Here is a 17467-nt window from a genome sequence, read left to right as displayed (position 1 = left end):
ACGTGTGGTGACGCCGCTCCGGGCGTTCACTTTCACTCCGCACCCCGAAGTTTCAGCATCCCCGCCCTCCCAGAGACAGACGATGAGTGGAGAGACGCTGCCCGGCACGCCCGGCGCCGACGAGCGGCGCATCGTCCTCCACGTCGACATGGACTGTTTCTACGCCTCCTGTGAGCGACTCCGAGATCCCGAGCTGGCGGACGAACCGCTCGTCGTCGGGATGGGATACGACGCCGACGAGACGCACGGTGCGGTCGCCACCGCGAGCTACGAGGCGCGGGAGTTCGGCGTCGAGAGCGCCCAGCCCATCTCGACGGCGCTCGAACTGCTCCCGCGACGCGACGAGGAGCGACTCGACGACGGCGACGCCGACGCGGGCTACTACCGCCCCGTCGATCTGGAGTTTTACGAGGAGATCGCCGACCGGGTCAGGGAGGTGTTGCACGACTGTGCGGACGTCGTCCGCGAGGTGAGCATCGACGAGGCGTACCTCGACGTGACGGGTCGGACGTCGTGGCAGACCGTCGACGGCGACAGTCGGACGCTCGCAGAGGGGTTCGCCCGTCACGTCAGAGAACGGATCGACCGCGAGGTCGGCGTCCCGGCGAGCGTCGGCGTCGCCCCCAACATGAGCACCGCCAAGGTCGCCAGCGACCACGACAAGCCCGACGGGCTCGTCGTCGTCGAACCCGGCGAAGTCCAGCAGTTTCTCGCACCGCTCCCGGTCGAGTCGGTCCACGGCGTCGGCCCCGTGACCGCGCGCGAACTGGGCGAGTTGGGGATCGAGACGGCGGGCGACCTCGCGGCCGCCGACCCGACGGAACTCCGGAACCGGTTCGGCGAGCGTGGCCGAGAACTGTACGATAGGGCTCGAGGGTACGACGACCGAGAAGTGACGCCGACCGGCCGCCCCAAGAGCCTCTCGCGGGAGTCGGCGTTCGTCGAGGCGACGGACGAGACCGACGCGAAGCGCGAGAAGGTCCGTGCGCTGGCCGCCGACGTCGCCGAGCGTGCCCGACGGCGCGGGGCGATGTACCGGACGATCGGCGTCAAGGTCGTCACCCCTCCGTTCGACGTCAACACTCGCGCTCGGTCGCTCTCCGGGCCGGTCGACGACCCGGACCTCGTCGAGTCGGTCGCACTCGACCTCCTCGCGGAGTTCGCCGACGACGAGGTCCGGAAACTGGGCGTCCGCGTCTCGAAGCTCAGTTTCGCGGCCGAAGAGCAGGCCAGTCTCGACGGCTGGGAGGGGTCGAAGCCGGCACAGACGTCCGAGGGGAACGCCAGTCGGTCCGACGACGCGGCCGAGGTGACCGAGACGACAGGCGACCTCCGGCAGTGGCTCGACGCCGACGAGCACGACGACGCGGCGGCGGCCGATTCCGGTCCCGGACGACAGCGGAACGGACAGGCGTCGTTGGGTGAGTTCGAATGAGCGACGGGATCTTCTACTGGTGGGTACAGGACGCAACTGTAAACAGACGGTCCCTGCTCGTCCTCCTCGGCGGCGCGGCAGTCGGGTGGACGGGTGCGACGGTCGCCGACGGCGACGACGACGCTCCCTCCGACGGTCGTAGTGGTGGGAACGCGACGGCGACCCCCCGATCGGCCGGGGCGGCCACGCAGTCGCCGACGACCCGTGACCCGACCCCGACAGCGACCGACCGGCCCACGTCGACGCCGACACCCGAACCCACGCCCACCGCGACGGAGTCGCCGACGCCGACGGCCGAACCGACCGCGACGACGAACCCTGACCTCCAGCGCAACCTCGACGTCCACTCCCGCGGGTTCGACGACGACGACGCCTACCGAGTGCTGTACAGCGTTCGTAACGAGAACGACGTCGCCGTCTCGGTGACGTTCGAGGCGACGGTGCGGTTACAGAACGGGCGGCGACTCCGGAGCGAGCGGACGGCGACCGTCGAACCGGGACAGGCGGCCACCGACGAGTTCGTCTTCGACGAGTACTCCTCGTCGCCGTCGGGCTATCAGTTCCGACTGCGTCGCACCGTCGAAGCGTGAGCAGTCGCGAGACGACAGCAGGAGTTATGGGGCCACGGTCGGAGTTGCCACCAACCGAATGACAGACGAGGAAACTATCACCGTAGCGGAGGTGAGCGACGGCCCCGGCGGGGACGGCGACGACCCGGTCGGAACGCCCGTTTCGCTTCCGGTCGTCGAGATTCTCACCGGACGTGGGTTCATCACCGGCAAGTCGGGAGGCGGAAAGTCTAACTCGGCGAGCGTCGTCATCGAGAACCTGCTTGACTCGCAGTTCCCGGTGCTCATCGTCGACACCGACGGCGAGTACTACGGGCTGAAAGAGCAGTACGAGATCCTCCACGCCGGCGCGGACGACGAGTGCGACATCCAGGTCAGCCCCGAGCACGCAGAGAAGATCGCGAACCTCGCGCTCGAACAGAACGTCCCCATCATTCTCGACGTCTCCGGCTACCTCGACGAGGCCGACGCCGAAGAGATGCTGCTGCAGGTCTCCCGACAGCTGTTCGCCAAGGAGAAGAAACTGAAGAAGCCGTTCCTGATGCTCGTCGAGGAGTGCCACGAGTACATCCCCGAGAAGGGTGGGATGGGCGAGGCCGGCAAGATGCTCATCAAGATCGCCAAACGCGGCCGGAAACACGGCCTCGGGGTCGTCGGCATCAGTCAGCGTCCCGCGGACGTCAAGAAGGACTACATCACCCAGTGCGACTGGCTGGTGTGGCACCGCCTGACTTGGCGCAACGACACGAAGGTGGTCGGACGGATCCTCGGCAGCGAGTACGCCGACGCCATCGAGGACATGGGGAACGGCGAGGCGTTCCTGATGACCGACTGGAGCGAGTCGCTCCGGCGCGTCCAGTTCCACCGCAAGCAGACGTTCGACGCGGGCGCGACGCCCGGACTCGACGACTTCGAGCGCCCCGAACTGAAGTCCGTCAGCGGCGATCTCGTCTCCGAACTGCGGGACATCTCCGACGAGAAGGCGCGTCGGGAGAGCGAGATCGCCGACCTGCGACAGGAGTTAGAGGAGAAGGAGGCCACCATCCGCCAGCTCAGACGCGAACTCGAGGAGGCACAGGACATGAGCCGCATGGCCGACACGTTCGCGCAGGCGATGCTGCAGCGTGCGGAGGCACCGTACCGGGGCGGCGACGGACGAAACCTGAACCGGCCGGAGCACCAGCGCGGACTGGGCGACTACGAGGGGGACGCGGCAGACGAGCAAGAGGCTCCGGCAGCTCCGGACACCACGGACGAGCGAGACGGTACAGAGACGCGAGCGGTCGAGACGCCCGCGGACGTCGACGGTGCCGACGATGTGGGCGACACGCCTGCAGCCACCGAAGCGACCGACGCGACGGAGGCGTCGTGGAGCGGCTGGCCGGCCGACGACCGGGGAGCGGCCGGCGAGTCCGACGACCACGAGGAACCCGACGGCCGTGGCTACCCCGGGTTCGAGGAGGAAGCAGAGCGATCCGGGAAGACGGAAGTCGACGAGACGACCGACGAGGGGCCGGTTCGCGACCAGCGGGACGTCGTCAGAGAGCTCACGAGCCTCATCGAGTCGCTCGACCCGGTCTCGCGGAGGATGCTCCGTCACTACCGCGAGCAACGCGTCAGCGACCCGGTCGACGCCCACGTCGCCGCCGGCGGCACCGGCGACAGTCAGCGTGCGTACGGCCGGAACCGACCGCTCCGACAACACGGGTTCGTCGACCACGCCGGGCGGGGGCAGTACGCCTACGCGCTTCCGGAACTCGTCCGCGAGGAGTACGCCGACAGACTCGACGCCGACGAGTTCGGCGAGACGGTCGACGCTATCGAGGCGGCGTTCCTCCCTGCAGACGACTCGACGTCGAGCGACGTCGACGACGTCGGCGATGGACCCGACGTCGACGGTGACGACCCGACGCCGTGGCCCGAACGCTGAGTCGACGCCACGCCGACGTCGACGGCACGTCGAAAACGAGAGACCGCTGGTTTTCCGTGTTACAGTCCGGAGACGAGGTCTTCGAGCGCCGCCTTCGGGTCGTCGGCCTTGGCGACGCCGCTGGCCAGCAGGATGCCCGTCGCACCGAGATCCTGCGCCGCGACGACGTCATCGCCGCTAGAGACGCCCGCACCGCAGAAGACGTCGACGTTCTCGTCGACGGCGGCGGCCGCGTCGACGGCGTCCTCGACGATCCCCGGATCAGCCGTCGACACGGAGACGTCGCCGCCGATGAGCTCCGGCGGTTCGACGGCGACGGCGTCCGGCGAGAGCGCCGCCGCGGCGCCGACCTGCGTCGGGTTGTTGGCGCAGACGATCGTCTCGAGGTTGGCCCGGTCTGCCGCGTCGAGCGACGCGTCGATGTCGGCGAGCTTCATCCGCTTCTCGGAGTGGTTGAGCAGCGTCCCGACTGCGCCGGCGTCGGCGACGGCCTCGGCGAGCGTGCTCCCGGTGTTGCTCCCGTGCTCGTTGGGCGAGACGTGCTGGGCCCACGTCTCGACGCCGGTGTCGGCTACCTGCGAGAGGTGGGACGCCTGTGGCGAGACGGCGATCCGGACGCCGGCGTCGTCGGCAACGTCGCGTGCGGCGGTCGCGACCTCGAGCGGGTCACAGGGGTACGCCTTCAGGTTCACCAAGATGAACATACCGAGAGATTCGACTGCGGCGGTAAATAGCTTGATTTACCCGCAGACTCCGTGTGGTTGCGGCCTCGCGTTCGCGACTCGGCGTCCCGACCCGGAGCCGTCGGAGTCGGTACTGAGCGAGGTGAGGACAGAACGAGAGTGACGCCAAACGGACGCGTGGGATGACAGGCGAACGGACACCTGCCGAGAGACGACGTGTCGCCGACCGGCGGTCGCGTTACGCGCTCTCCTCGGTGGTGGTGGTCGTCTCGTTGCCGAGCAGGGAGTCGTCTTCGGTCGTCGTCCCGTTGCCGGTCGTCTCGTTCGCAGTCGTCGTCTCGTTGCCGAGCATCTCGCCGTCCTCGGTCGTCGTCTCGGCCGTTTCCGTCTCCGTCTCCGTCTCCGTCTCCTCGGGCGCTTCGGTCGTCTCCTCTTCGCCCATTCCCGGTTCGGTCGTCTCTTCCCCGCCCGCTCCGGGTTCAGTCGTCTCCGTGTCCTCGCCGCCGTTACCGGCACAGCCCGCGAGGCCAACGAGCGACGCGGTCGCGACCGCGCCGAGCCCTTTCACTGCCGTTCGACGGTCGAGTGTGAACGTCGTATCGTCTTTCATATAGGGGTCTCCAGGCCGCGTTGGCCTGTCGCAGAGAACGGTCTACAAACGAAAAGGCGTTCTAACCGAACCGTCGAAACCCTCTGGCGGTGCCGTCGTTCAGTCGTCGGCCGGGAGGTCGGCCGGACTCCACCTGCGTCGTCGGTTCTCGACGCGGCGCCGGACGTCGTCGGCGAGTCGCGTGAGGACGGCACCGCCGTCGCGCTCACGGTCGACCAGTCCGTCCTCGGCCAACCGCGAGATGTGGTGCGACACCGTGCTCGGCGCGCGGTCGAGTTCGGCCGCCAACTCGCTGGTACTCGCGGGTTCGACGCGGGCGATGGCCTCGAGGACGTCGACGAGGACCTCGTCGGCGAGTGCGGCGGTGAGCGCCGGGTCGTCGTGGCACCTCGGGAAACACCGATGTCTCCCCCTGATCTTCTCGCCGAACACCGCCCCCTCCCGTTCGAGTACTCGCACGTGGTAGCGAATGGTCGACCGGGGGATGTCGGTCTCCTCAGCGAGTGCCGCGACGTACGTCCCCGGCGAGTCCACGATGGTTCGGAACACCGTCGACCGGACCTCGTTGTCGAACCTCTCGCCGTCGATGCGGATGTGGCTCCCGGTCACGAGCCAGACTGCAGGCACCAGCACGCCGAGCGTCGAGCTCCTCGCGACGGCGTTCGCGAGGACCTCCCCGATCACGGAGCGCCCTGAGACTACGCTCGCCGAGAGATCACGCATGGGTCCTGGGCGCGCGGGACGTGGCGATATCCGTCGGTCCGAGAGGTCCGCTGTCACCGGCGTCGCCCGAACGACGGTGGAGGGGCAGGCGGTGTCTCATCACTGAGATATCACTATCCTCCCACAAATGGGCGTTGGCCGTTCCGCCGGAGGGTCGTGACCGACGGACAAACGGCTCGAGCGATGAAAACGGGGTCCGGGTACGAAGAGGGGGAGTCGCGAGTCGAGAAGCGTCGGCGATCCTCTTTCGTCCGCGCGTTCAGTCTTTCCGCTTGACGACGTCGCCGAGCGTCGTCGTCGTCGACGATCCTCCGGACCAGTCGGCGTCCTCGTCGCTCGACCCTTCGGTGAGCGAGATACCGAGTTTCTTCTCCAGTTTCTTCTGGACGTCGTCGCTGGGGAGGGTATCGCCGCGTTCGAGTTTGCGGATGAGACTCGCCTTCTCGTTCAGCTGACCGGCGAGGTCCTCCTGGCTCAGACCCTGCTTCTCGCGGGCCGCTCGGATCCGCTCGTCGTAGTCCGCCGCGATTTCGTCCATGTCGTCGAACATGTCGCGGCGACGGCGCGTACTACCGTCGGACGACGAGGACGAACTCCCCGACGACCCCGAGGACTGATCCGTCTTCGAAGACGACGTCGAGTACTTCGTCGACGTAGAACTCGCAGATTCAGTGCGGACCTCGGTCCCGAAGTCCTTGCAGCTGTCACAGAGCTGCAGTTCGGCACCTTCGACTTTCGTAGTGGTGAGTGACGGCTTGTCGGCACCGCACATCTCGCACTGGGGCATGGTCTGTGGTAGAGGAGCCCGAGGTATAAAACGCACGCCCCGCCGCCGTCACGCGGCCGATTCTCAGATGTCGCGGAGTCGACGACGGCGTCGACCTAGAGATCCGACCACGCACCCCAGAACCGCTGGAGTGCGGTGACGTGGCCGACGACCGCGAACAGCACGAGCAGGAACCCGACGAGCGTCAACCCCGCGACGAGTTCGCCGGGAGCGATCGCGGCGAGGGCGCCCGTCACCCCGACGAGCGCGAGGCGGTCGGCGCGACCGAGCAGACCGCCGTACTCCCGACCCAACCCCACGGCCTGGATCTGCGTGCCGAGGTACGAGGTCATGAGGACGCCGGTGACGGCGGCGAGGCCGAGCGCGTAGTTGTCGATCCCCGCCGCCAACCCGGCGAGGATGACGATGTCGGCGTAGCGGTCCAGCACGTGGTCGAGCAAGTCACCGCCGGCGGAGGCGACGTCCTGTTCGCGGGCGAGCGCGCCGTCGACGAGGTCGAGCCACCCGTTGCAGAAGACGAAGAACGCCCCGAGGGCGTACCAGAGCGGAGTGGCGACGTAGAAGGCCGCGCCGGCGGCGACGGCGAAGCCGAAGGCGATGACGCTCACTCCGTCCGGCGAGAGACCGGCGCTGTCGGCCAGCGAGACGAACGGGCTGAGCAGTCGGTCGGCGACGGAGCGGTACTGGTCGAGCGTCATAGATAGTCGAGGAAGTTCACCGTCCCGGCGCTCGGTTCCCGCTCGTCGTCGAGGACTGCCCGGATCTCGGCGGCGACCGCCTCGGGCGTCCGGTCGGTGGTGTCGATCTCGTACACCGACTCCTCGCCGTGGAACTCGACCGCCTCGGAGAGGATCACGTCGAGCGCTTCGCTCTCGGCGTTTTCTTTCGCTTTTGTTTCCGACTCGCCACGCTCCCGAAGCCGTTCTTCGAGCACGTCGGGACGACAGCGGAGGACGACCACCTTGTCGGCGTCGAGGTGGTGGGCGAGGTGGGACTCCACTAACCCGTCCCAGTCACCGAGCCACTCGCGGACGGCGTCGAGGTCGGTGACGAGCGTGTCGCGGTCGGCGTCGCGTTCGGTCCACAGCTCGTGGTCGCGGATGGCGTCGTTGAGGTGAACGATCCGCTCCTCTGTCTCCAACGCGTCCACCGCCGTCGTCTTCCCCGTCCCTGGCGTCCCGGTGACGACGACCCTCACGCCTCCGCCACCTCGGCGAGGATTCCGTTGAGCACGTCGACGGCCTGCTTCGTCCCCTCCTCGGTCCCACAGGAGATGCGGATACAGGTCGGGAGGCCGAAGCTCGAACAGTCGCGGACGATGACTCCCTCGCGCTGGCTGGCCTCGGCGACGGCGGTCGCGTCGCCGACCTCCGCGAGGACGAAGTTGCCCGCGCTGTCGTAGGTGGGTGCCTCGAGGTTGTCGGCGAGATACTCCCGTGCCCACCGCGCCTGTTCGACCGTCCGCTTGACGTGGTCCTCGTCGTCGAGGGCGGCGAGGGCGGCCCGACAGGCCACCTCGTTGGCGGCGAACGGGGTGTTCACGCGCGCGTAGGCGTCGGCCCACGCATCGGGCACCGCCGCCCACCCGATGCGGAGACCGGCGATCCCGTACGCCTTCGAGAACGTGCGTGTGATCGCGAGGTTGTCGTACTCGCTCAGCAGGCCGATGCTGCTCGGGCGCTCGGAGTACTCTCCGTACGCTTCGTCGACGACGACGAGCGTCTCGTCGTCGACCGACTCGGCGATCTCGCGGACGGCGTCGCGAGAGAACTCGGCGCCCGTCGGGTTGTGCGGCGTCGTCAGATAGACGATCCGCTCGCCGTCGTAGTAGTCGAGCACCGTCTCGGACGTCTGTGCGAAGTCGTCCTCGGCGGTGAGCTCGTACGTCGCCACCTCGCCGTGGTGGTAGCGGGCGCTCATCCCGTAGTAGGAGAAGCCGGGCGTCGGCACGAGCACGCGGTCGTCCGGTTCGAGCATCGCCCGCGAGAGGTAGTCGAGCGCGCCGTCGGCGCCGGCGCTCACCCACACCTGTTCGGGGGCGAGTTCCCACTTCGCGGCCAGTTTCTCGGTGAGGTCGGCGTGCGAGGTAGTCGGATAAACGTCGATCTCCGGGGCCGCCTTCCGTGCCGCCTCGACAGCCTTCGGACTCGGTCCGAACGGGTTCTCGTTCGACGACAGTTTCGTCAGCGCCTCGGGGTCGATGCCGAGTTCGCGGGCGACCTCCTCCGTCCCGCGGCCGGGAACGTACGGAGCGTGGTCTGAGAGGTCCCGTGGTTGCATAGTCGTGGGATGCAGGCGACGACTCTTAAGGGTGCTTACACCGACCGACCGCTACTCCTGTGGCTGAATAACCTCGACGACGTAGCCGTCGGGGTCGGTGACGAACGCGACGTAGAGGCCGAACTCGTCGACGGCGAAGGGGCCGCGTTCGACGCGGTCCTCGCCGAGTTCCTCGACCAGCGCGTCCACGTCGTCGACGTCGACGGCGAGGTGGTTCAGTCCCGAGGGGTCGACCTCGCCCTCGGCGGGGACGAACTGGAGTTCCATCTCGTCGCCGTGGCCGTAGAAGACGTTGGTGACGCCGCCGGCCTCCAGTTCGGCGACCGGTTCGAAGCCGAGGACGTCGCCGTAGAACGCGCTTGTCGCTTCCATATCGGTGACGTCGATCGCTGCGTGCAGTAGGCTCATACGCCGAGTCGCTCGGCTTCGGATAAAGGTCTACGCGCTGGGGCAATTGTCGAAAGGGGACAACAGAAGAGTTCGGACGTCGAGTCGGTGTCCTCTTCGGTCGTCGTCAGCAATGCGTTGCTGAATAGCGAGCGCATGTCGGTCATCTATCGACTGACCTCTCCCAGTCAGACGACCTGCGAAACGCGTAGATATTTGTTAACACACAGCATATCCGAACGGGGGTTACCAACCCATGGCGACGGCCGCACAAGAGGTCGAACAAGAGTATCGAGAGTTGTGGAACGGACTTCTCGAAACTCGAGGTAGTCTCCGAATCGATCGACGTTTCCGTTCCCTCGATGTCCGACGGCGAGGTTCACGGACGCGACGCGTTCGAAGCGTACCTCCGTGATCTCCGGACGGGGTTCCCCGACTGGCACGTTACGGTGGACAACATCCTCGCCAGCGACGGGGTGGTGATGAAGGAGTGGACGGTAACGGCAACTCACGAAGGAGAGTACAACGGGATTCCACCGACCCACCGCCGGATGGAAATCAGCGGTATGGCGAAGATACTAACTGAGAACGGGAAAGTGCAAGAAGACCGGCTCTACTACGATCTTCAGGAAGTGTTCGACCAACTTGGCCTCACCAAAGAGCAAGACTGACCCTCTGCTGACCACAACCTCTCTATTCAGCACGCCCCCAGAACCCTACTTTCGTATTGTCAGAGTCGGCGTGCTGAATAGAGAGTGCATCTTAGTAGTCGAGATGGAACCGTCCGTACAGAGGACCAGAAGTACTGTTCACTCGGCTGGTTCGATGTTCTGGTTCAGCCTAAACCGGTTCTCCGGATCCCACTCTCGTTTGAGTTCGCGGAGCCGATCGTATCGTTCTCCGTACGCGTCCGGGACCCGTTTGGAGTCGTCCCGGTCGAGGAGGTTCACGTACACTCCGTCGGAGGCATACGGTTCCAACGCCTCGTGGAAGTCCCGTGCCCAAGCGATGTGCTCGTCGTCCCGTGTCGGATCCTGCCAGCGCATGCCAATCGTGAACGAGAACGCCTTGTCTCGGTGGGGGAAGGCCGTCGCGTCGTGGTCGGGACGGCTGATCGCTCCGCCGAGCCAGCCATCGGTGAACACCGACGTGAACGGTGCCGACGAGTCACAGTACTCGACTATGGTGTCGATCGCCTCGTCCGTGAGTTCGTCGAAGAACCGCGACTTCCAATAGTTGCGAGCGCCCTCCTCCCACCGGTCGTCGACGAAACTCTGTAACGCCGTGTATGGCATGGGTTGCACTGCGTCGGCGATCGGATCTCCGAAGTTCTGGAGCGGGGCAAGTACCTCACTTCCCTCGTCGATTTCGCCTGCGTAGGAGGGGAACAGGACGAAGATGGTCTCACCATGAAGCGATTCAGGGAGACCCAGCTCGGCAGAGCCTTTCGAGAAGAACGCGTAGCATTGGATCTCGTCTCGCGCCTCGCGCATGAAGTCGCGGTAGAAGCGGAAAACATCGGCAGCGTCCTCGTAGCGGTAAATGATCGGTCCGGCCAGCACTTCGGGACCAACCTCGTGAAGGTCGAACTCGAACGACGTCACGATACCGAAGTTACCGCCACCACCGCGAACCCCCCAAAACAAGTCTCGATTCTCGTCTTCACTCGCATGGACCAACTCACCATCGGCGGTCACGATCTCTACGGAACGAAGGTTGTCGGAAGCGAGACCGTACTTGCGGTCGAGGTGGCCGAGTCCGCCGCCGAGCGTCAGTCCCGCCACGCCTGTCGACGAGACGATACCTCCAGTGGTAGCGAGACCGAACGCCTGAGCCTCGTGATCGAACTCACCCCATGTCGCTCCACCCCCGACACGAGCGGTTTGAGAGTCCGGATCAACCCGTACGTTGTTTATAGCCGAGAGATCGATTAGCAGGCCGTCGTCGCAGACGGCTTTGCCAGCGATGTTGTGACCTCCACCCTTGACTGCAGTCAGGAGACCGAGCTCTCGGGCGAAGTTCACTGCCCTGATCACGTCGGCAGTTCCCTCGCATTTCGCGACGAGTGTGGGCTCTTTGTCAATCATCGCATTCCAGACCGTGCGAGCTTCGTCGTAACCCTCGTCGCCTGGTTGCAGGACCTCTCCACGAAGTTGATCCCTGAACGATTCGACGGTCGATGTTTCGAGATCGGTGGTCGCAGCCATGATTACGCTCCGTTCTGCCTCTGATGTGGGTCGGGAGAACTATCGAATTATCCCGTGAGAATTCTCCCACGCCGTGAGTGCACCTCCAGTGTACGAACATTGATACCATATAGCACGAAACAGTAGCCTATGCTCGAGGACGCCACTAACCATCCAGACGACGCTCTGGAAGACATGGCGCACCTTTCGCGGTCGGCAAACCGTCTCCAACTCCTGAAGGTGATCGCGACAGGGTCGTACACTCCTCGGATTCTCTCCGAGTCGACCGATATCCCACGTTCGACCCTTCGCCGAATACTGACCGAGATGGTCGAACGTGGATGGGCCGAGCGAACGGCCGACGGCGAGTACGTGGCCACCCGATCGGGCAAATACGTGTCGGTCGAGACTGAGCGATACGTTCGAGCCTTAGACGCGATTCGAACACTCGGGGAGGCGGTGTCTTGGCTGCCGGAAGAAGAACTGACCATCGGCCTCCACCATTTCAGCGACGCGACCGTCCGAAGGCCAGAGCCGAACGCCGTCGGTGCAGGCGATACACGACTAATCGATCTGTTTCGGGTCTCCGACGTGTTTTCGTGCCTCGTGAATACCGCGCCGACCGTGGGTCTGGAACAGGCAATGGTCGAGAGTGTAGTCGACGGTGACCTGCAAACAAAGCACGTCATCACTGCCGACGAACTCGACGTCCTCCGCCAGGACACAGACAGGTCCACTCGTTGGAAAAAGTACGTGGGGGCAGGCGCCAACCTCTACTGCTACGATGGCTCCATTCCCTGCATCCTGTTTATTTTCGACGAGACAGTACTGATAGGGAATCGTCGACTCGAGAGCATCGCGTTCGTCGAAACCGAAAACGAGGTGGTGCGTTCGTGGGGTCACGATCTGATCGAAGCGTATCGGAAGCGTTCTGAATCGCTCGACACAGCCGCGTTCGATACTGACTCAGCAGGTCTATCCGGAAGTGAACCGTGCTGAACACACCCTCTCTATTCAGCACGCAGCTCTCACCAGGTGGGGTCTCTGCGACGTCGAGAGACGAGGGCTTTCGCTGATCCCTGCGAGAACGCGGTCAGACCGACGACGGTCGCCGACTCCCCGTTTCGGGGTTGACGTCTTCACCGTCTCCGACCGGTGCGATCCAGTCGAGGAACGCCCGGAGTGCGCCGGTGAACGTCTCGGGGTCGTCGAGGTTCGAGGCGTGGCCCGCTCCGGGGATCTCGACGACGTCGACGCGGGCGAGGTGGGCGGCGAGTCGCGCCGCGTGCTGCGTGACGAACGGGAGTTCCTTCTCGCCGTAGACGACGAGCGTCGGGACCGAGATGGCCGTGAGGTCGACGGTCACGTCGTGGAACCGCGTCATCGAGCGAACGATCTTGACGAACTCGTCGGTGGTGACCGTCGGCCCCGCCGCGCGCAACGCTTCGACCTTCTCGTAGTCACCGCCGGCGCCGCCGAAGAACCGCTCCGTCAGCCACACGTTGGCCTTCTCGACGCGTTCGAGGCCGAGGAGTCGGACCGGCGGGATCAGCGCGTTCAACACGACGCGACGCAGGAACCACTCGCCGCGCGTGAGGATCGGCGGCGTGAACGTGTCGGCGAGCACCAGACCGGCGATCTCGTCGGGGTACGTCGCCGCGTACGTCTGGGCGATCAGCCCGCCCAGCGAGAGGCCGCAGAGCACCGGTCGGTCGAGCTCTAGCGCTTCGACAAGCGCGCGAAGGTCCGCGGCGTAGAGCGTCGTCGAGTACTCCGCGAGCGGCGACCCGCCGGTCCGTCCGTGGCCGCGGACGTCGTAGACGACGGTCCGGTAGTCGTCTTCGAGCGCTGCGACCTGCTCGTCCCACATCGCGTGGTCGACGAGCGCGGCGTGGACGAACACCACAGGCCGTCCCTCGCCGCGCTCCTCGTAGTACGTCTCGATCCCGTTCGTCTGCACTGTCGGCATGAGAGGAGAGATACGCGCTCTGACGTGATGAACTCGCGGGCGACCAGCACCCCCGTCCCGCTGTCCGCTCTACTCGTTCACCCCGTTTTGCTCACGTCCGTGGCCTTCGAACGCGCTCTCTCGATGACTGCTGGCCGACCGACGAGATCGAAAGTGACGGTCTCGCCGTCGTAGTCGACGTCGGCGACGCTCCCGTGGTCGTGTGCCCACGAGAGCAACGCTTGGGACTTGCCCGTGTTCGGGACGGTGAGCGTCGCCTCGGCGGTCGGAACCGCCGACCGGACGCGGGCGAGGAGCTCGTCGACACCGGTCCCCTCGGTCGAACTGACGGCGACCGGGTCGGCGTCGAACCCCGAACACAGCTCGTGGAGTCGGTCGACGTGCGCGGTCGAACACTGGTCGACCTTGTTCAACACGGGGAGGATCACGCCGTCGGCGTCGTCGAGCACGTCCCGGCAGGTGTCGACCTTCTCGCGGACCTCCGAGCGGGGGTCGCTCGCGTCGACGACGAGGAGGACGACGTCGGCGTGGTAGACCGCCGACAGCGTCGACTCGAAGGCGTCGACGAGCCACGGCGGCAGGTCGCGGACGAATCCGACCGTGTCGGTGACGAGTAGCCGTCGACCGTCGGTCGAGACGCCGCGAGTCGTCGTCTCCAGCGTCTCGAACAGTCGGTCGGCGGTCGCGGCCGTCGTCGCTTCGTCGGGATGATCGGGGTCGGTCGCTCCGTCACCCTCGACGGCGAGGTCGTCGGCGAGTCGTCGCAGAAGCGTCGACTTCCCGGCGTTGGTGTAGCCGGCGAGTGCGACGAGGTCGCGACCCGCGTGTCGGTGGTGCGCTCGTCGGTCGCTCTCGACGCTGCCGAGCGAGTCGAGTCTCCGTTCGACGCGCTGGATGCGTTCCTGGATGTCGAGCACACGGCGGTGCTCCTTCTCGTTCATCCCCGCAACCGTTCGGCGTTCGTTGGCCGCCTCGGCTTCGAGGCGGATCTCCTGGCGGACTCGGGGCAGCTCGTACCGGAGTTCGGCGAGTCGGACCTGCAGTTTCGCCGCTCTCGTCCCCGCGCGCTGGGCGAAGATGTCGAGGACGAGTCGGTGACGGTCGACGAACGGCGTCCCGTCGGGCGCGAGTGCGCGGAGGTTGTGTGCCTGCTGCGGCGAGAGCGGGTTGTCGACGAGGACGGTGTCGACCTCGTGCTCGGCGACGCGGCGAGCTAGCTCCTCGGCCTTCCCGCGGCCGAACTGGTAGGCGGCGTCCTCGGGGCGGGTCTGAGTGAGTTCGCCGACGACGGTGTACCCCGCCGTCTCGGCGAGGGCCGTCAGTTCGGCGGTCGTTCGTTTCTCTCTCGGGTCGTGTCGGGCGGCGACGAGTGCTGGCTGCTGTCGTGACTGTTGCATACGCGTCTGTGGTGCCGACCGCCGTGACGAGACGAACGTGACGGAGCGTCCGAACTGCCCGCCGGCCGGCCGCCGCGGTCAGGTGCGACGGCGAGGGTCGGAGACCGGTGCGTGGTCACACGGGGTGACCGAAGACGAGGGGTCGAGTCGCCGTCCAGCACGAGGGCTGTGTCCGTCGAGCGACGCGACCGGAGGACAGTTCAGTCGAGGAGCATCGGGCTCTGGAGAGTGATTGGACGGGTGACACAAGAGTGCTGTGGTGGTTCGACAACCGGTGGCGCACCGTGGAGTTGGGGAGAGGCGAGTCAGAGCGTCGTCTCGAGCGCGTCAGCCGCCCGAAGCGACAGTGCCGCGATCGTCAGCGTCGGGTTCATCGCGCCGCCCGTCGGGAAGACGCCGCTGCCGACGAGCCAGAGGTTCGAGAGGTCGTGCGTCCGGAGGTCGGCGTCGACGACGCTCTCGGCCGGGTCCGTCCCCATCCGCGTCGTCCCCATGTGGTGGAACGCCGGTCCCGTCTCCGCCGGGCCGACCGACCACTCGACGTCGACGCCGAGCTCCTCGAACACGCGTCGCTGGATCTCGTTCGCTCGCTCTATCGCCGCCTCCGTCTCGCTGTCGACGGACCAGGTGACGTTCGGAACGGGGTTGCCGTGGTCGTCGGTCCGCGAGTCGTCGAGCGTGATTGCGTTCTCCTCGCGCGGGAGCTGTTCGACGAGCGCACCCATCGCGACGTGAGAGCCGTACGACTCCCGTAACTGCCCGAGCAACTCGTCACCCCACGTCTTGCTCCGCAGCGCCTCCATCACGGGCGAGGGGCCGGCGTAGTTGAGAAACTCCAGTTTGAGGCCGTTCACCGGCTCTTCGTCGTCGTAGAACTGGTGACATTCGCTGGTGTTGAACCCGACGTGGTTCTGTCGCGTCGGTCGGTCGAGTCGGCCGCCCATGCCAGCGAAGACGTGGTCCATGAAGTACCGGCCGACGAGCCCCGAGGAGTTCGCGAGGCCGTCGGGGTACTGCGGCGACGCCGAGAGCAGGAGCAGTCGCGGCGTCTCCACTCCGCCGCAGGCGACGACGAACTGGTCTGCCTCCTGCCGGTGCTCGTCGCCGTCGGGTGTGCTGTAGATGGCGGCCGTCACCGACTCGCCGGCGTCGTCGTGTTCGAGTCGCTGCACCGGGACGCGGTCGACGACTCGCGCGCCCGCCGCCTCGGCCTTCTCGACGTGGCGCTCGGCGGTGTACTTCGCACCGGAGGGACACACCGGTTTGCACGTGCCGTAGCCGACGCAGGCCGACCGACCGTCGTATCCTTCTGAGTTTCGGGCGTTCGGAACCGAGTGCATGTCGATGCCGAGTCGCTCGCAGGCCGCCGCGAAGATGCTGTCCGAGTGCGACGGCGGGAACGCCGTCATCGGGTACGGTTCCCCCCGCGGTGGCGCGTAGGGGTTGTCGGCCGCGCCCGCGACGCCGAGTTCCCGCTCGGCGGCGGCGTAGTAGGGTCGGAGGTCGTCGTAACCGACGGGCCAGTCCGCGCCGACGCCGTGTCGCGACGCCATCTCGAAGTCGCGTTCGTGGAGTCGCATCACCATCCCCTGCCAGTGGAGCGTCGTGCCGCCGACGCCCTTGACGCGGGCGGCGTTGAGCGGGTAGTGGCGCTCGCCCGACGAGGTGAACGCGTCGCGCTCGCCACCCATCTCCCAGATGGGCCCACCGTTGGGGCGGACGTGTGCCTCCAGTTGCTCGACGCGTTCGTCCATCTCGAACCGTCGCCCGGCCTCCAGCACCACCACCTCGTGGCCCGCCGTCGCCAGTCGGTGGGCGAGTATCGATCCGGCGGGGCCGCTGCCGACGACGCAGACGTCGGGCCGGTCCGAAGGAGTTCGGTCGACGCCGTCGCCGTCAGCCATCGTCGTCATCACCGTCTTCCGGTTCGCCTTCCATCGACGCCCGCTGGTAGCTCTCGTGGCCGCCGGGGTGGCCGATGGGGTTCTCGATGCCGACGAGTCGACCCCCTGTCGGCGACGAGTAGAAGGCGTACAGCAGGTCGTCGACGACGAACTGTCGAACGCGCTCGGAGATCGGTCCCTCCGGGTCGGGGTCGGCCGTCTCGACGCCGAGTTCCCGCAGGAGTCGGTCGCGGACGACCGGGTCGAGCTCCGAAAACGGTGCGTCGTACCAGCTGTCGGCGAGGCCGTCGAGCTCCCGCGTCGTCTCGACCATCCCCTCGAGGTACGACTGGCGTCCCTCGATGCGCCCGAGCACGAACGTCTCGACGAACGGTCGGTGGCCGTCAACCTGCGAGGGGTACAGCACCTCCGCGGCCGCCGTGAGCGTGTCGAGCACGACCGGCGGTGGCGTCTCCTCTGGGTCCGGAGGCGCCGTCGACGGAAGGTCGTCGAACGACAGGTCGAATCGCTCGTCGACGGCGACACCGGCACCGACGCTCCCGGCGGCCGCGAGCGCGACGAGCGCGTCACGGCGTGTCAGCTCCATCTGATCGCGGATTAGGCTGGC

At 66.5% G+C, this 17467-nt stretch carries 18 protein-coding genes; 5 read left to right on the top strand and 13 right to left on the bottom strand.

Features of this window, described 5'->3' with window-relative positions:
- Positions 1–82 precede the first annotated feature (82 nt).
- From dinB to BSG17_RS11350, 3 genes are read left to right on the top strand one after another with little or no spacing between them, the layout of a single operon-like run.
- Entirely contained in the window at positions 83–1435 is a 1353-nt protein-coding gene (dinB, locus tag BSG17_RS11360) for a DNA polymerase IV (protein WP_089824122.1), read from the top strand.
- On the top strand, positions 1432–2025 hold the full coding sequence (locus tag BSG17_RS27490; RefSeq protein WP_089824120.1) for a hypothetical protein: 594 nt from the start codon (positions 1432–1434) through the stop codon (positions 2023–2025). Before dinB ends, BSG17_RS27490 begins: the two co-directional genes overlap by 4 nt.
- 58 nt (positions 2026–2083) lie before the next feature.
- Positions 2084–3934: a helicase HerA domain-containing protein gene (locus tag BSG17_RS11350; protein WP_089824119.1), complete on the top strand. Its 1851-nt coding sequence runs from the start codon at positions 2084–2086 to the stop codon at positions 3932–3934.
- A 59-nt stretch (positions 3935–3993) separates the two neighbouring features.
- Here the strand turns inward: BSG17_RS11350 and tpiA are convergent, their stop codons facing one another.
- The 8 genes from tpiA to BSG17_RS11310 all read right to left on the bottom strand — a co-directional run bounded on the left by tpiA (position 3994) and on the right by BSG17_RS11310 (position 9425).
- Positions 3994–4638, bottom strand: a complete 645-nt coding sequence (gene tpiA, locus BSG17_RS11345; RefSeq protein WP_089824117.1) for a triose-phosphate isomerase — start codon at positions 4636–4638, stop codon at positions 3994–3996.
- A gap of 217 nt (positions 4639–4855) precedes the next feature.
- Complete coding sequence (locus BSG17_RS11340; protein WP_089824115.1) at positions 4856–5227, bottom strand: hypothetical protein; 372 nt, start codon at positions 5225–5227, stop codon at positions 4856–4858.
- Between the two features lie 99 nt (positions 5228–5326).
- The gene (locus BSG17_RS11335) at positions 5327–5950 is read right to left on the bottom strand and encodes a winged helix-turn-helix transcriptional regulator (RefSeq protein WP_089824113.1); all 624 of its coding nucleotides are present in this window, start codon (positions 5948–5950) and stop codon (positions 5327–5329) included.
- Positions 5951–6209: 259 nt separating this feature from the next.
- Complete coding sequence (locus BSG17_RS11330; protein WP_089824111.1) at positions 6210–6737, bottom strand: multiprotein bridging factor aMBF1; 528 nt, start codon at positions 6735–6737, stop codon at positions 6210–6212.
- Between the two features lie 95 nt (positions 6738–6832).
- A complete protein-coding gene (locus tag BSG17_RS11325) occupies positions 6833–7435 on the bottom strand; it encodes a CDP-alcohol phosphatidyltransferase family protein (protein ID WP_089824109.1) in 603 nt (200 codons plus the stop codon).
- Positions 7432–7935, bottom strand: coding sequence for an adenylate kinase family protein (locus BSG17_RS11320; RefSeq protein WP_089824108.1), 504 nt, complete (start codon positions 7933–7935; stop codon positions 7432–7434). The genes BSG17_RS11325 and BSG17_RS11320 overlap by 4 nt, the downstream gene beginning before the upstream one ends.
- Entirely contained in the window at positions 7932–9017 is a 1086-nt protein-coding gene (gene hisC, locus BSG17_RS11315; RefSeq protein ID WP_089824106.1) for a histidinol-phosphate transaminase, read from the bottom strand. The genes BSG17_RS11320 and hisC overlap by 4 nt, the downstream gene beginning before the upstream one ends.
- A gap of 51 nt (positions 9018–9068) precedes the next feature.
- Complete coding sequence (locus BSG17_RS11310; protein ID WP_089824104.1) at positions 9069–9425, bottom strand: VOC family protein; 357 nt, start codon at positions 9423–9425, stop codon at positions 9069–9071.
- A 341-nt stretch (positions 9426–9766) separates the two neighbouring features.
- Between BSG17_RS11310 and BSG17_RS11305 the strand changes: the two genes are divergently transcribed.
- The gene (locus tag BSG17_RS11305) at positions 9767–10075 is read left to right on the top strand and encodes an ester cyclase (protein WP_244531518.1); all 309 of its coding nucleotides are present in this window, start codon (positions 9767–9769) and stop codon (positions 10073–10075) included.
- 138 nt (positions 10076–10213) lie between these two features.
- Here BSG17_RS11305 and BSG17_RS11300 read toward each other — a convergent pair whose 3' ends face one another.
- Positions 10214–11611, bottom strand: coding sequence for an FAD-binding oxidoreductase (locus BSG17_RS11300; RefSeq protein ID WP_170864785.1), 1398 nt, complete (start codon positions 11609–11611; stop codon positions 10214–10216).
- Between the two features lie 129 nt (positions 11612–11740).
- Between BSG17_RS11300 and BSG17_RS11295 the strand changes: the two genes are divergently transcribed.
- Positions 11741–12589 carry a helix-turn-helix transcriptional regulator gene (locus tag BSG17_RS11295; protein ID WP_089824100.1) on the top strand — a complete coding sequence of 283 codons (849 nt, stop codon included), beginning with the start codon at positions 11741–11743 and terminating at the stop codon, positions 12587–12589.
- Between the two features lie 94 nt (positions 12590–12683).
- Here BSG17_RS11295 and BSG17_RS11290 read toward each other — a convergent pair whose 3' ends face one another.
- The 4 genes from BSG17_RS11290 to BSG17_RS11275 all read right to left on the bottom strand — a co-directional run bounded on the left by BSG17_RS11290 (position 12684) and on the right by BSG17_RS11275 (position 17446).
- Positions 12684–13559: an alpha/beta fold hydrolase gene (locus BSG17_RS11290; protein ID WP_089824098.1), complete on the bottom strand. Its 876-nt coding sequence runs from the start codon at positions 13557–13559 to the stop codon at positions 12684–12686.
- A 77-nt stretch (positions 13560–13636) separates the two neighbouring features.
- Positions 13637–14956 carry a GTPase HflX gene (hflX, locus tag BSG17_RS11285; RefSeq protein WP_089824096.1) on the bottom strand — a complete coding sequence of 440 codons (1320 nt, stop codon included), beginning with the start codon at positions 14954–14956 and terminating at the stop codon, positions 13637–13639.
- Positions 14957–15261: 305 nt separating this feature from the next.
- Positions 15262–16860, bottom strand: coding sequence for a GMC family oxidoreductase (locus tag BSG17_RS11280; RefSeq protein ID WP_089824696.1), 1599 nt, complete (start codon positions 16858–16860; stop codon positions 15262–15264).
- A complete protein-coding gene (locus tag BSG17_RS11275; RefSeq protein ID WP_089824094.1) occupies positions 16853–17446 on the bottom strand; it encodes a gluconate 2-dehydrogenase subunit 3 family protein in 594 nt (197 codons plus the stop codon). The genes BSG17_RS11280 and BSG17_RS11275 overlap by 8 nt, the downstream gene beginning before the upstream one ends.
- Between the last annotated feature and the right edge of the window lie 21 nt (positions 17447–17467).

It is taken from the genome of Halogranum amylolyticum, from assembly GCF_900110465.1.
Taxonomy (GTDB): domain Archaea; phylum Halobacteriota; class Halobacteria; order Halobacteriales; family Haloferacaceae; genus Halogranum; species Halogranum amylolyticum.
The sequence above is the reverse complement of the archived record's forward strand: the minus strand, read 5'-3'. Positions and strand labels throughout refer to the sequence as shown.

What these genes read in the sequence shown, in the direction of transcription:
- BSG17_RS11275 (WP_089824094.1), bottom strand. Translation starts at nt 17,446, where the DNA reads ATGGAGCTGACACGCCGTGACGCGCTCGTCGCGCTCGCGGCCGCCGGG.
- hisC (WP_089824106.1), bottom strand. Translation starts at nt 9,017, where the DNA reads ATGCAACCACGGGACCTCTCAGACCACGCTCCGTACGTTCCCGGCCGC.
- BSG17_RS11310 (WP_089824104.1), bottom strand. Translation starts at nt 9,425, where the DNA reads ATGAGCCTACTGCACGCAGCGATCGACGTCACCGATATGGAAGCGACA.
- BSG17_RS11295 (WP_089824100.1), top strand. Translation starts at nt 11,741, where the DNA reads ATGCTCGAGGACGCCACTAACCATCCAGACGACGCTCTGGAAGACATG.
- BSG17_RS11340 (WP_089824115.1), bottom strand. Translation starts at nt 5,227, where the DNA reads ATGAAAGACGATACGACGTTCACACTCGACCGTCGAACGGCAGTGAAA.
- tpiA (WP_089824117.1), bottom strand. Translation starts at nt 4,638, where the DNA reads ATGTTCATCTTGGTGAACCTGAAGGCGTACCCCTGTGACCCGCTCGAG.
- BSG17_RS11325 (WP_089824109.1), bottom strand. Translation starts at nt 7,435, where the DNA reads ATGACGCTCGACCAGTACCGCTCCGTCGCCGACCGACTGCTCAGCCCG.
- BSG17_RS11280 (WP_089824696.1), bottom strand. Translation starts at nt 16,860, where the DNA reads ATGGCTGACGGCGACGGCGTCGACCGAACTCCTTCGGACCGGCCCGAC.
- BSG17_RS11290 (WP_089824098.1), bottom strand. Translation starts at nt 13,559, where the DNA reads ATGCCGACAGTGCAGACGAACGGGATCGAGACGTACTACGAGGAGCGC.
- BSG17_RS27490 (WP_089824120.1), top strand. Translation starts at nt 1,432, where the DNA reads ATGAGCGACGGGATCTTCTACTGGTGGGTACAGGACGCAACTGTAAAC.
- BSG17_RS11300 (WP_170864785.1), bottom strand. Translation starts at nt 11,611, where the DNA reads ATGGCTGCGACCACCGATCTCGAAACATCGACCGTCGAATCGTTCAGG.
- hflX (WP_089824096.1), bottom strand. Translation starts at nt 14,956, where the DNA reads ATGCAACAGTCACGACAGCAGCCAGCACTCGTCGCCGCCCGACACGAC.
- BSG17_RS11335 (WP_089824113.1), bottom strand. Translation starts at nt 5,950, where the DNA reads ATGCGTGATCTCTCGGCGAGCGTAGTCTCAGGGCGCTCCGTGATCGGG.
- BSG17_RS11350 (WP_089824119.1), top strand. Translation starts at nt 2,084, where the DNA reads ATGACAGACGAGGAAACTATCACCGTAGCGGAGGTGAGCGACGGCCCC.
- dinB (WP_089824122.1), top strand. Translation starts at nt 83, where the DNA reads ATGAGTGGAGAGACGCTGCCCGGCACGCCCGGCGCCGACGAGCGGCGC.
- BSG17_RS11330 (WP_089824111.1), bottom strand. Translation starts at nt 6,737, where the DNA reads ATGCCCCAGTGCGAGATGTGCGGTGCCGACAAGCCGTCACTCACCACT.
- BSG17_RS11305 (WP_244531518.1), top strand. Translation starts at nt 9,767, where the DNA reads ATGTCCGACGGCGAGGTTCACGGACGCGACGCGTTCGAAGCGTACCTC.